The organism is Thiomicrorhabdus sp. Milos-T2, from assembly GCF_000702325.1.
In the GTDB taxonomy this organism is placed as follows: Bacteria; Pseudomonadota; Gammaproteobacteria; order Thiomicrospirales; family Thiomicrospiraceae; genus Thiomicrorhabdus.
Window position 1 is genome coordinate 135550 of the sequence record NZ_KL370891.1, and the last position, 13726, is coordinate 149275.

The 13726-nt window shown below is 40.0% G+C and carries 11 protein-coding genes; 1 reads left to right on the plus strand and 10 read right to left on the minus strand.

From position 1 onward, the window contains the following. Positions 1-85 precede the first annotated feature (85 nt). From BS34_RS0100590 to def, 10 genes are all read right to left on the minus strand, one after another. Entirely contained in the window at positions 86-832 is a 747-nt protein-coding gene (locus BS34_RS0100590; RefSeq protein WP_029406620.1) for a CHAD domain-containing protein, read from the minus strand. A gap of 807 nt (positions 833-1639) precedes the next feature. Next, positions 1640-2230, minus strand: coding sequence for a class I SAM-dependent methyltransferase (locus BS34_RS0100595; RefSeq protein WP_029406621.1), 591 nt, complete (start codon positions 2228-2230; stop codon positions 1640-1642). A gap of 19 nt (positions 2231-2249) precedes the next feature. Then, complete coding sequence (locus BS34_RS0100600) at positions 2250-3701, minus strand: TrkH family potassium uptake protein (RefSeq protein ID WP_029406622.1); 1452 nt, start codon at positions 3699-3701, stop codon at positions 2250-2252. 133 nt (positions 3702-3834) lie between these two features. After that, positions 3835-5235, minus strand: coding sequence for a Trk system potassium transporter TrkA (trkA, locus tag BS34_RS0100605; protein ID WP_029406623.1), 1401 nt, complete (start codon positions 5233-5235; stop codon positions 3835-3837). A 335-nt stretch (positions 5236-5570) separates the two neighbouring features. Continuing rightward, positions 5571-6911, minus strand: a complete 1341-nt coding sequence (locus BS34_RS0100610; protein WP_029406624.1) for a sigma-54-dependent transcriptional regulator — start codon at positions 6909-6911, stop codon at positions 5571-5573. Then, the gene (locus BS34_RS0100615) at positions 6908-9088 is read right to left on the minus strand and encodes an ATP-binding protein (protein ID WP_029406625.1); all 2181 of its coding nucleotides are present in this window, start codon (positions 9086-9088) and stop codon (positions 6908-6910) included. The genes BS34_RS0100610 and BS34_RS0100615 overlap by 4 nt, the downstream gene beginning before the upstream one ends. Next, entirely contained in the window at positions 9085-9702 is a 618-nt protein-coding gene (locus BS34_RS0100620) for a DUF4390 domain-containing protein (protein WP_029406626.1), read from the minus strand. The genes BS34_RS0100615 and BS34_RS0100620 overlap by 4 nt, the downstream gene beginning before the upstream one ends. 3 nt (positions 9703-9705) lie before the next feature. Further along, positions 9706-11046: a 16S rRNA (cytosine(967)-C(5))-methyltransferase RsmB gene (gene rsmB, locus BS34_RS0100625; RefSeq protein ID WP_084151531.1), complete on the minus strand. Its 1341-nt coding sequence runs from the start codon at positions 11044-11046 to the stop codon at positions 9706-9708. After that, positions 11046-12002, minus strand: a complete 957-nt coding sequence (fmt, locus tag BS34_RS0100630; RefSeq protein WP_029406628.1) for a methionyl-tRNA formyltransferase — start codon at positions 12000-12002, stop codon at positions 11046-11048. The genes rsmB and fmt overlap by 1 nt, the downstream gene beginning before the upstream one ends. Before the next feature lie 5 nt (positions 12003-12007). Then, positions 12008-12514, minus strand: a complete 507-nt coding sequence (def, locus tag BS34_RS0100635; protein WP_029406629.1) for a peptide deformylase — start codon at positions 12512-12514, stop codon at positions 12008-12010. A gap of 48 nt (positions 12515-12562) precedes the next feature. On the opposite strand from def, the gene dprA reads away from it, so the two are divergent. Further along, the gene (gene dprA / locus BS34_RS0100640) at positions 12563-13684 is read left to right on the plus strand and encodes a DNA-processing protein DprA (RefSeq protein ID WP_029406630.1); all 1122 of its coding nucleotides are present in this window, start codon (positions 12563-12565) and stop codon (positions 13682-13684) included. Positions 13685-13726 lie beyond the last annotated feature (42 nt).

The window sequence follows — 13726 nt, forward strand, 5'->3', positions numbered from 1 at the left end:
TTTATACATTCATTAAATCTTGCAAAAGTCTCTATTCAATAAGTTTCATTAATGACATGAATCTACCAGGCCTGGTACCTTTTATCTAATGACGCAATTCTTTTCTTAGCTCAACCAGTATTTGAGCTTTTTTATCGTTTAAAAATGTATTGCAGTGTTTAAACGTTTTGGGTGTTAACAAAGATTCGTTTTGTTTTAAAAGCTTTATTGCTTGATAAATATCGTGAAAATCACCCAGTTTTGCTTGTAATAATTTAGTGGTTTTAATGAGTTTGGTTTCTTGTGGATAAAAGCGCATTAATTGGTAACGTAAACGTTTACTAACTAAGCGAATCTTGTGAAGATGTTTGTCTTCTATATCAATGCTTTTTACTTCTTTAAGAGCCTTTTTTAGCCGTTTCTCAATCTCTTTTAAATCCATCTGTTGGCGTTTTAATTGAGATTGGGAGGTTTCGTGTTCGCCTGATAATAAAATCTTTTCATCATTTAAATCACTCAGCCACTCTTCGGTAAGCGTGATTTTAAAATCATGGTTCATTTCAACCCGTCGATTGTTTAAAACCCGTAATAGGTCTTTAAACTCACTATGCCACTTTTTTGGGAATTGCGGCAATATTTCGGTTATAAAGACATCTAAGTCACGAATTTTATTGCTGGCCTGAATTAACTTTTTTAAATTTAATCCTATGAAATCTTCCGGATTCATTACCACAATGAGTTTACGTGCCGCAATACGCAGGTTATGAAGACATTCGACTAACTTGGGGTCTTCGTCATCTAAATGGTTATAACAAGTGATTGTTTTATTGAGTTTTTTGAAATCAGCTTTCATTGTAATTTGTTCTGCTTATTAAGACCTTTGCATAGCCTTCTGCAAAAGTCTTCAATTTAAAAATAATACTTAATTGTGACATAGAAATATAGCTAAGTATTTGAACAATTTATTAAATTTTTAGAGACCTTTGCACGAGATAGGTGCGAAAGAAAAATGAGGTAAAATTTGCCTGATTCTCGACTTACCCCTTCGGGCGTCGAGTTCTTGGTTTGCAGTGAATAACGTTTCAACTGAGTCTTGGTTACGTTAATTTACCAGGCCTGGTGATTTAAGTTTGTAATTGAGAAGTGATACAACACCGATAACAGATACTAGGCTGATAATGTGTAAAAATTAAACTTGATCCTAGATGACAAGACTTAACTACTAAACTAACTTGATAAAAAATCATTACCAGATTTGAGTTATTTTCCACTTTTTTGATGCTTAATATTGAAGCTTGGGCAAACGCCTTAAGTCCCCTTGTAATAAATGGTGCAAGGTTCTTAGTGTAGTGAACGGTAAAAAAAACGCTGCTGTTTGAGCGTAGCGAGTTCAGCGTTTTCAGTTCACAAGCTTAGAACTTGCCCATTTATGGAGTGGGGTTTGTTTTTTGGTTACTTTTTGCCAAATTGCAAAAAGTAACGGGAAGCCTGAGTGACCAAATTTAAGGCAAAGGTTTAAATTTAAAAAGGCTTCTCAATCGCTGCACTGTGAAGTGACCCCAATAAGTTGGACAGTTTACTTAAGTGGCACCTAAGGCCTAATTTCTATATTTTATCGGAGTTAGGCTTGGTTTATAGGTGGGTCTTGAGGTTGTAGACATTACTTTTTACGGCCAATATACCAAGCATAACGATGTTTAGAAGGATTTTCTTGAGTCGCGTTTTCGCTATTTAACCAGCCTTCACCGTACACTAATGTTTGCAGCTTTGACCAGGCCTGGTTAAATTCATTGGGCTGAATGTAGAAATTGGGGTTTTGGGGGGCATTGTCTTGAACTGGTGCAAGAAAGGTTTGATAGAACAATAGTCCATTTGGTTTTAAGGCTTCTTCTATTGCTTTGAACTGGTTACGATCCAAATAACGGCTAACCACAATCACATCAAATTGTTGGTAGGGTAGAATCATTTGCTCTAAATCGGTCAGTAGTGGAGTAATAGGAAGTTGATTGAGGCTTGCCCAATTATTGAGTACTGTCAATGCACTGTCAGAGATGTCCCACGCATGCGTTTTAAGACCACATTGCGCTAAAAAACGGGCGTTGCCGCCTAATCCTGAGGCCAGTTCTAAAGCCTGACCATTAAAGGGAAGTAGTCTGCTATGTTCTTTTAAAACAAAACTTGGGTTAGCTTGGGTGTTTAAGGTTGCCTGGGCGTATTTAGTATCCCATTTTTGAGCGGTTTTTGAGTTCATAATAATTTAATACAGTCCGTTATGTACGCCAAAAAGCCGCGGTAAATAGCACAAGTAAGGTAAAGATTTCTAAACGCCCTAATAGCATTGCAAAAGTTAATACCCACTTAACAGGGTCACTCATGCTTTGAAAGTTCGCTGCCACTTCACCTAACCCAGGGCCAAGGTTATTCATCATCGCTGCAATAGCAGAAAAAGCAGTTACCTGGTCAACACCAAGAGCCATAATAATAAGCAAGAGAATCGCAAAGGTGAAAACGTACACTGAGAAGAATCCCCAAACCGCGGTCATGATTTTTTCTGGAATGCTTTTGCCACTGAGTTTTACCGGCATAATAGCGTTAGGGTGAAGCAAACCGGTGATCTCTCGTAAACCTTGTTTAAATAACAATATAAAACGAATGACTTTCATTCCTCCGGCTGTTGAGCCTGCACTTCCGCCAATAAAGCTCATTAAAATTAACATGACAGGTAAGAAACCAGGCCATTGTGAAAAATCGACATTGGCATAACCGGTCGTGGTGGCTAAAGAGACCGTTTGAAATAGACCATAGCGAATGGCTTCTTCCCAGCTTGGATAAACGTCTTGTAGATATAAATATAAAATAGCGACAATGGAGGCACCTAATAATAAACCTGCATAAGCTTTAAATTCAGGATCGTAAAAATAGGCGTAACCACTTAAGTGTCTAAAAGCGGTAAAGTGCAGCGCAAAATTAATGCCTGATAAAAACATAAATAATATGGCAACCATTTCAATATTAATGTTATCAAAGTAACCAATACTGGCATCGTGTGTTGAAAAGCCACCAATTGCGACAGTAGAAAAACTATGGGTGATGGCATCAAACCAGTTCATTCCCGCGTACCAATAGCTGGTTGCACAGGCTACGGTTAAACCCAGATAAATATACCAAAGGGCTTTGGCTGTTTCTGAAATTCGTGGGGCAATTTTAGAGTCTTTTATTGGGCCTGGAGTTTCAGCACGATAAAGTTGCATGCCTCCAATGCCCAACATCGGTAAGATGGCAACCGCTAAAACGATAATTCCCATTCCGCCCATCCATTGCAGCTGTTGGCGATACCAAAGAATGGCATGCGGCAATTCATCAAGACCGGTGATGACGGTGGCTCCGGTGGTAGTTAACCCTGAAAATGACTCAAATATAGCATCGGTTAAACTTAATGGAACTTCTTTCGCTAAGAAGAAGGGAAGTGCCCCAGCCAATCCAAGAATGGTCCAGAACATAACAACAACAAGAAAACCGTCACGAATTTTTAGTTCGCGGGAATGATTTCTAACCGGATACCAAATGATTAAGCCGGTTAATAAAACACCCACAAGTACTTTTACAAAGTCATAAAGCGTGCCATCTTGATAATAAAGGGCGATAAAAATAGGCGGAAATAGACTGATGCTATAGACCATTAGGAGTAGGCCGAAGACTTTGAATATAATTTTTGAATGCATAGTTGAGCGCTTTTACCGACCGTTTTATGGGTGCTATCAGTAGATTGTTATGGGTTAAGACCTTTATGCGAAAGTATGCGCTTAATATTTCTTTTGTAGCAATCTTCTGCAAAGAGGTCTTGTTAAATAATGTTTAGCTAAACCAACTGCGTTTCACTTCAGGTGAAAATAGTTTGGCAATTTCCGCAGCATTTTCAGAATTGCTTAAAAATAAAATGGCATGATCTTCAGCTTCAATTTCTAAATCACGGTGCGCGATAATAACTCTGTCTTCACGAATGATACAGCCCACAGTAATATCACTTGGCCATTTAATATCGCCGATTTTTTTACCAATAATTTCAGAAGTATTTTCACTGCCGTGAGCAATTACTTCCATCGCTTCTGCCGCGCCTTTTCTTAAGGTAGCGACTTTAACGGTATCGCCTTTACGGGTGTAACGTAAAAGGTGACTGGTGGTAATGCTGTCGGCGGAGATAGCCACATCAATGCTGTTACGCTGAATGAGTTCAACGTAGGACTGATTGTTAACTAAAGCGATAACACGACGAACGCCAAGTTTTTTGGCAAGCATGCCTGAGATAATATTGGCTTCGTCACTATTCGTTACGGCTACAAACAGATCAATTTCATCAATATTTTCTTCTAGAAGTAAATCTTTATCTGATACATCACCATGAATGATAATGGTGTTATCTAAAGACTCGGCAATCTCGCGAGACTGCTGCATATTGCGATCAATTAATTTAACTTGGTGTTTTTTCTCTAACGCTTGAGCTAAACTAAAACCAATGTTTCCACCACCACCAATCATAATACGACGTGATGGACGTAATCGACTACGCCGCAGTTCATTGACGATGATGGGTATATGATCGGCTTCGGCTAGAAAGAACACCTCATCACCCGCTTTAATCAGTGTATCCCCCGAAGGCATGACCACTTGATTGCGACGATAAATGGCAACAATACGAGTTTTGATATTTTTAGGTAAATGCTCTCGTAAGCTTTGAATTTTTTTGCCTACCAGCATTCCGTCCGCATAAGCTCGCATGGCAACTAATTGCACTTTGCCTTCCGCAAAGTTAATGACCTGAAGAGAACCCGGATAATCAATTAACTGTAAGATATAGTCTGTTACGAGAGATTCGGGACTGATTAAAACATCAATGGGAATGGCAGAAGTATTGGCATTACGATCAAAGAGTTCAGGGTGGTCTAGATAGGAACGGCTCCGAACACGAGCTATTTTTTTATCTGTTTTATACAAACTGTGGGCAAGGTGACAAGCAAGAATGTTGGTTTCATCGTTTTGAGTTGCTGCAATAAGCATGTCCGCATCTTCTAAGCCTGCTTGTTCCAAAATATCCGGATGAGAGGCATGTCCCATTACGGTGCGGATGTCCAATCGGTCTTGTAAACGTTGCAGTTGCAGTCTATCTAAGTCAACAACGGTAACGTCATTATTCTCTTGGGCTAATAACTCAGCAAGCGAAGTACCGACTTGTCCTGCTCCTAATATAACGATATTCATTGTGTTAGTGTCATCTCAATTATCAAGTTAACCCTGTTGATACCGGGCTTAAATTTTATTTTAGACTAAATGAGACCTTTGCAAGAGTCGAAGAATGCTTAAAAAAGGCTATAATTCTCTATCTTCAGCTTAAAAAATCCGCCCAATAGCTCGCTATTATGCGTATTTTTTAAACTAAATCTAAAGAATTCTTTCACTTTTTTATTACATCCTCGGCTCGTGCAAAGGTCTCTAAATCTAAAGAATTCCATCACTTTTTTCTTACCCTCTCAAATCGTTTAAAGGTTTATCTAAACAGCCCTTTAAGGAGAGAGGAAAAGCTATTCATTTGGTTGCTATTGTGGGTTTTTAGGGTCAATGCCGAGAGTTTTTAATTTACGGTATAAGTTGGTTCTATCAACACCAGAACGCTTGGCCGTCTCAGAAACATTTCCCCCGGTTTCACGTAAAAGCTGACTTAAATAGCGGGCTTCAAATTGTTCTTTACCTTCTCTTAGAGGTAAGCTGGTATCTACAACATCACCCAATGAGTTACTTGTTTGTGAGTTCATTAAAAGCTCTTTGACTTCTTCGTCACTCACGTCATCGCTGCCTAAAATGAGTAGGCGTTGTATCAAGTTTTTTAACTCTTTTAAGTTGCCAGGCCAGGTATGCTGGCGAAGAATATTTTGAGCAGAAACGCTAAAATGTCTATATTCCAAACCTTCATAGGTCACAAAGTGGTTTACAAAGTATTCAATCAGTTCCGGAATGTCTTCTGTATGTTGACGTAACGCAGGTATGTGCATTGGCATAACCTTTAAGCGTTGATAGAGGTCTTCTCTAAAAAGATGTTTTTCTACTAAGTCTTCTAAATCACTTTTTGTTAAAGCAATCACTCGTATATCAATGCATACGGCATCACTTTTCGCATCTAGTTGATAGCACTGTTTCAGAACGATATTCGCCAACATGGATTGGGCTTCTTGCGAAAGCTCTTCAACGTTGGCAATGACAAGAGTGCCTTGATGAACTTCACGCAAGGTTTTTTTTAGCTTGTCGATATTCTCAGGTTGGCAGAGTTGATTGAAATCTAATGCATAAAACTCAGATAGGGAATTTTTATTTCGTTGACTGGTTTTATGTATGGCTTCTGCAAAATGATGTTTACCCGTTCCTGGTTCCCCAGTCACTAAAATAGGCATGGTGAATTTAGAGAGTCTATCGAGGGTTTCTCTAAGTTGAATAACGGTTTTACTTTTTCCAATAGGTAGAAACTGGTCAGGTTGTTTTTGTTTAAGTTGGCGATTTTCTTGATTAAGTTGATTATGTTCTATGGCGCGTTCAGCCGTCACAATTAATTTGGCTAACGACAGGGGTTTTTCTAGAAAATCATACGCACCTAATCGCGTGGCCTCAATAGCAGTTTCAATGGTTCCGTGGCCAGACATCATAATGACTTTGGTGTTTTCTAAAACCTCTTCTTCTTGCATCTGTTTGAGTAGCGAAATACCATCTATATCCGGCATCCAAACATCTAAAAAGACAATATCGGGTAAAAAATTACGCCATGCTTGTTGGGCTTGAACCCCATTGGCAGCGGTTTCAACTTGATAGCCTTCTTCACTAAAAATTTCTTCCATTAAACTGCGGATATCGCGTTCATCATCCACAATTAATAATTTACCTGGTTTCATGCTTTCTCACTTGAGGTTATAGGTAGCTTTATTATAAAGCAGGTGCCACTGTTGGGTGAAGAGCTTAGGCTTATTTTGCCGTGATGTTCTTCAACGATTTTGCGAACCACCGCTAGGCCTAAGCCTGTGCCTTTAGGTTTGTCAGTTGCATAGGGTTCGAAAATCCAGTTTTGAGCTTCTTCAGGTATTCCTGGACCATTATCACAAATGGAAAGAGTCAGCCATTCTGGGTCTTCACTAAATACCTTAACGATAATTCTCGGTTTTATGGTTTCGGCAGTGGCTTCTATGGCATTTTTAATTAAATTATGCAGTAGTTGGCGCAATCTAGAGCTATCGACTAGCGTGATTGGGCAAGGCTCTTCAATCTCGGCAGAGACTTTCCAGTCGGCATCTGGGTCACGATACATTTCTGTAATGTTTGAGACCAGGGTGTTGATTCGTGTTGGAACCAACTCAACCTCTGGTGTATTGGCGTAGTCACTAAATGCCTGAACGAGTTTTTGCATGGTTGCAACCTGTTCAATAATGGTTTCAGTCATTCGGTTAAGCAGGCTTTGATCGTTTTCATCTAGTTTCTTTAAGAGTTTAAATTGTAAACGTTCCGCTGAGAGTTGGATGGGGGTTAATGGGTTTTTAATCTCGTGGGCAAGGCGGCGGGCTACATCGCTCCAGGCGGCATGCAATTGTGCTTGAACCAGTTCGGTAATATCATCGATAACAATGACATAACCACCAATTTTTTTATCAATGCTGGGAAGCGTTGAGCCGTGAATTAAAAGAATTTTTTGTCCCTTTTTACAAGAGAAGTCAATTTGAGTTGACCAAGGTTTGGCACTTTGTTCGAATTTAGGTGCAATTTTGCTTACCAGTTCGCTAAGGTGAGCGGTATCTTCACGATCTGTAACCTCGGCAATTTTTTTGCCAATATGACGTTTTAAGTCAGCATTTAAGATTTCTTGAACGGCATCGTTAATGGTACGAATTCGGTAGTGCATATCCAGGGTTACCACACCGCTGGAGAGGTTTTTGATAATGGCTTGTAGATACAGTTTTTGTACTTCAGTTTGCTGGTGACCTAGTTTAATTTCATTTCGGGCTTGAGAAATTCGTTGAATCATATCGTTAAATGATTGAATTAAATCACCAAATTCATCATTTTCAGGTACGGACATTTTTACCGAATAGTCACCTTTTGATACGGCTCTAGTTCCTCTTGCAAGCGTTCTGATTGGGCGAGTGAAGTTTTTTACCGCGGTAATCGTAAACAGTACAGCGGTTACTAAGGTTAGCAGTAAAACCATCGATAAAATTAGTATGAAGCTTGCTGTTAATGGCCCTTTTAAATAAGAGAGTTCTTTGTATTGGCCGGAGGCGGTAGCAACTGAATCTGAGAGCAACGAAATATCCGCTGGAATAGGAAAAATAACTTGTAAAGCATATTGCTTACTGAGTTGACTATCGGAAAAGGGAATCACAACCCGAATAAAATTTTCTTGTAAAGTGGCGCCTTCACGACTCTCTAATGCGGCGTAGGTCTTATTGTTACGAATTTGCTGAAAAAGGTTTGCTCCAGGTGCTTCAGGTAAGATTGCTGTGGCATACTCGCTACTAAATGCAATTAACTGTTGGTTAATGCTATAAAATGCAACTTCTTGTGCGTTGAGTTGTTGCCTTAGAGTGTTAACCGCCAAGCTGGGAGATTCCGTTAATAAGGCTTTGTTGGCTTTTGATATGGATTGAGTTAATTTTAGGCTGTCACGAGTTTTGGTATCTAAAGTAATACGCACTAAAGAGGTGGCATTGTCTAAAGCGACTTCAGTTTTTACGTCAAACCACTGGTTAATGCCTTGCTGAATAAAGTTTAACGAGAAGTAGAAGATAATGGCGGTTGGAATGCCAAGAACTAAACTTGCAATAAGCGTTAAGCGTACCGTTACTTTTGAACCAGGAACTTTTTTGCGGTATTGAGAATAAAGCTTATATAGGGTTTTGAAAAGTAGAATGAGTAGAAGGGTCACGCCACCCACGGTAAAAAAGAGCAGGGTCGAGTAGCTGTCTGCAAAGCTAGATGCGTTTTGTAGGGTCTGGCTCATGACCACTAGAGCCATTAGCAGTAAGCTAGAGAGTAGCGTTAACCAGCCGTATTGTTTTATATAGCGCCAGGGTGAATTCATTGCCAACTCAGTGGGGTCTGTAAAGAGGTTTCAAACCATTGACTTTCTAATTGCCAAGTTGAGGTTGTTAACGCATCTAAAATTAAGGGAGCAGGGAGTTTCCAATAGTCTAAAGCGATTTTCATTCGTAAAGTATACCGCTGATCGGGATGTAATTCAGAGAGAGATGCTATTGGAAAAGCTTGCAGTGTCGATAAGGTTCTTAAGGCTTCTTGTAAAGTCGTAAAAGACTGTGCTTTTTTATTACGATGGTTATAAAGCGCATAGAGCCGATTAACGCCGTAGGCATAGAGATCGGTTTGGTATTCAACAACATTTCGGATGCGCTCATGCTGAAATCCTAATGTTTGAGTTTTTTCAGTTAATTCTATGCGGGTAATAAAACTGAGTGAAATTTCGTGGTGAATTGCATCAATAACTTCTTGTGGAAGATTAAAACGGCTTTCTGAATCAATGAGGAGCTGTTTGTTTTTTTGATAATCTTTAACTTTAAGAATAATGATTTCATCTTCTGCTTGCACCACTGTTGGTATTACCAGGCCTGGTAGAATGCAAAACAAAATCACTAACGGGCTTTGCAAAACGCTTTGGATTAATGCAATTAGCCAGCGCATAATTTACAGATTCTTTTCTTTTTCTAGTAAGCAGTAAAAGAAACCATCCATGCCTAAACGTCCTGGTAAGTATTGATTGCCCGGAGTTTCAAAGGTAAGTGTGGTTTCTAAATCAAGGGGAATAACCTTAGCACTTGGTTCACTTTCAACAAACTCTTGAACCTGTAATGTGTTTTCTTGAGGTAATACTGAACAGGTGGCATAAAGTAGCTTTCCACCTGGTTTTAAGGTTGGCCATAGTGCTTTTAAAATAGCAGATTGAATCTCAACTAAGGCATTAATATCTTCTTCGGTTCGGTGCCATTTTATATCTGGATGGCGGCGTATGATTCCGGTTGCCGAGCAGGGTGCATCTAATAAAATTTTGTCAAAAGCCTTGCCGTCCCACCAATCTTCGGGGCATGAGGCATCGCCTACGGCATAGTTTGCATCTAGCTCTAAACGGTGAAGGTTTTCTGCTAAACGCTCCATGCGTTCAGGAGCTTTTTCTAAGGCAAAGACGTTTGCTTGATTGTTAGATAACTCTAAAAGATGGGTGGTTTTACCACCCGGTGCAGCACAAGCATCTAAGATGCGTTCTTGAGGTTTGGGTTGCAAGATATTAGCAGCTTGTTGCGCCGCGCCATCTTGAACACTAAACCCGCCTGCTTCGTAAGTAGGAAGTTGAGTGATGTCGGTGCTGCTTTCTAAAACAATGCCTTGAGGAGCGGTTGAATGCGCAAAAGCTTTAATGTCAGCTTCTGCTAGTTTTGTCAGCAATTCATCACGAGATTGTTGAATGGTATTAACTCTTAAGGTTAGGGGCGCAATTTCATTATTAGCTTGCATAATGCCTTGCCAATCATCTGGGTAACCTTTTCGTAATGCCTTGAACAACCATTGGGGGTGTGAATATTTTTGAGCAGGTTTAAGGTCAACTTCATCGCAGAGGGTTTGTTGTTCACGAATAAAGTTACGCAATACGCCATTTACTAATGCTTTAGCCCAAGGTTTTTTTAACTTTTGCACAACCGCAACGGTTTCCGAAACGGCGGCATGTTCTGGCGTATCCATATACAGAATTTGATACAGACCAATTAAAATCAATTGGTTAATATCTTCATCTTTTTCTTTAAGTTTTTTCTTAAGTAATTGCGCGCGAATCGCCTCTAAACGTGCTTGCCAACGCAGAGTGCCAATTACCATATTTTGAGTAAAGTTACGTTCTCTGCGGTCATTAAATTGTGCCAGGCCTTCTGGAAGGCTTTGGCTCAAAGAACGCCCTTGTTCAATGACGGTTAAACAAATTTTAAGGGCAATAAAACGGCTATTTAATTTAGGCAAAGGGTTGGCAGACGAGTTCATTAAAACTGATAACCTATTAAGTCACGAGATTGAGCAAAGTCATAAGCACTCATGGCTTTTTTACCTGCGGGTTGTACTTGTTGCAAACAAATAGGTTGGTCACCCGTTGCAACAATTAAACCTTGTTTGGTTAGGCCTATTACCAGGCCTGGTAGCTTTTGTTGGTCATTAAATTTAGCTTGTTCTTCGGTATTTAATTGACGTGCCTGCCAAACTCGTAAAGGCTTGTCTTGAAAGGGGGTATGAGCAACTGGCCAAGGGTTAAAGGCTTGAATTTTACGAATAATTTTTAAAGCGGGTTGATTCCACTGAATTAAGGCTTCTTCTTTATGCATTTTTTCAGCATAGGTGACTAAGTCTTCATTCTGTTTTTCAGGAACGATACTTTTATTTTGCAAGCCTTCAATGGTTGCCATTAAAGCTTCACAACCTAAATCGCTTAAACGGTCGTGCAAGGTTTGCGCACTGTCTTCAGGCGTGATGTCAGTGGCTAATTTGTAAAGCATGTCGCCGGTATCTAATCCGGCATTCATTTGCATAATGGTTACACCACTTTGCGGATCTCCCGATTCAATAGCGCGTTGAATGGGGGCCGCACCACGCCATCTTGGTAATAGGGACGCGTGAATATTTAAACAGCCCATTTTAGGCATGTCTAAGACTACTTGTGGCAGTATTAAACCATAGGCCACAACAATCATAATGTCAGCGTTTAAATCATTTAAGTTTTTTTGAGCATCGCCATCCTTAAGGGATTCTGGCTGGTATACGCTAATATTATGCTCTAGAGCAACTTGCTTTACCGGGCTTGCAGTTAACTTACGACCACGCCCTGCAGGACGGTCTGGTTGGGTATAAACGGCAATCACTTCATGTTGTGAATTTAGTAAGGCTTTTAGTGGCGCTACCGAAAAGTCCGGAGTGCCCGCAAAAATAATGCGTAATGCTTGGCTCATAAGGTTTATTGCTCTTGTTCTTCCATGGATTTACGAAACTTTTGTAATGCTCGAGTACGTTTTAAACCAGAAAGATGGTCAATAAACAACTTACCGTTTAGGTGGTCAATTTCATGTTGAATACAAACCGCAAGTAACTCATTGGCTTCCATCTCTATCATTTTGCCATCACGGTCCATACCACGAACAATAATGTCGCTGGGTCTTTTAACTTTAGCGTAAATACCAGGAATAGATAAGCAACCTTCTTCCCAAGTAATTTCTCCTGCGGAACGAATAATCTCAGGATTAATTAAGGCAATTGGCTGGTCTTTGGTTTCTGAAATGTCGAGCACAATTAAACGCTCCTGCACAGCAACTTGCGGAGCCGCTAAACCAATGCCAGGTGCGTCATACATTGTGTAAAACATGTCGTCGATGAGCTTATCAATCTCATCATTCATTTCAGGAATTGGCTTGCAGACTTCACGAAGTCCAGATTCAGGGTAGAGAACGATATCGAGTTTTTCCATGGTGTCGTATATACTTCAGTAAATAATTGCAAACTATTATAGCTGAATATGTCAAATTTTGCCGATTTACCCACAATGTTATCCCTACACTTGAGTCATGTCTCTTATGAACAGCTACAAGCAATTCAACAATATTTTGGCTCTTTAAAAACCGCCCTAGAGTCTCCAATGGTTGATTGGCAGCAGGGTGAATTAATAAACCAAGGTCAGTTAGATATTTTATTTGCGGATGAATTTCAAGCTCGTGTAGAAGAATCCTTGGCTTGGGGAGAAGAAGATAACCAGGCCTGGTTAGTTTTGGATGATAAACAGTATCCGAAAAATTTAACTGAAATTACTGATCCTCCGATTGTGTTAGGGGTTCGTGGAAAGGTTGAATTGTTAAGTGATCCTCAAATTGCCATAGTCGGTAGTCGTCATGCCTCTAAACAAGGAATAGAAACGGCTAAGGATTTTGCAAAACATCTTTCTCAACAAGGTTTAACGATTACCAGTGGTTTAGCGTTAGGTATTGATACAGCCGCGCATCAGGGGGCTTTACAAGGTATCGGTAAAACCATTGCGGTTGTCGCCACTGGTTTAGATCGTATTTATCCTGCGGCTAACCAAAAACTGGGGCATCAAGTAGTTGAAGAAGGCGCCATGATTTCAGAATTTCCTTTAGGCACTAAACCACTTAATTATAACTTTCCAAAACGAAACCGTATTATTAGTGGCCTCAGTGTTGGAACCTTAGTGGTGGAGGCAGCCTTAAAAAGTGGCTCTTTGATTACCGCTAGAACAGCTTTAGAACAGGGGAGAGAAGTTTTTGCTGTTCCTGGTTCAATACATAACCCACAGGCTAAAGGCTGTCATCAGCTGATTAAACAGGGAGCTAAATTAGTCGAGTCTGGACAGGATGTTTTGGAGGAATTATCTGCCAACCTGCAAACCTCTTTAGCACTATTTGATGAACCAGAAAAGCACTCTAAAAAACAGACAACGACGCTATCTTCAACACAAAATCAGAGTAAGTTATTAGATTTGATAGGTTACGACGCTACCGGCTTAGATGAGCTAGTGGTCGTGAGTAAAATGCCGGTTTCTAGTTTGCAAGGGGAGTTAATGTTGTTAGAGTTGTCAGGTGAAATTGAAGCCTTATCTGCGGCACGCTGGCGCAGAATTAAGTAGTTGTGGTTATAGTTGTCATTGTAATGGTTTAGACTCGACTAA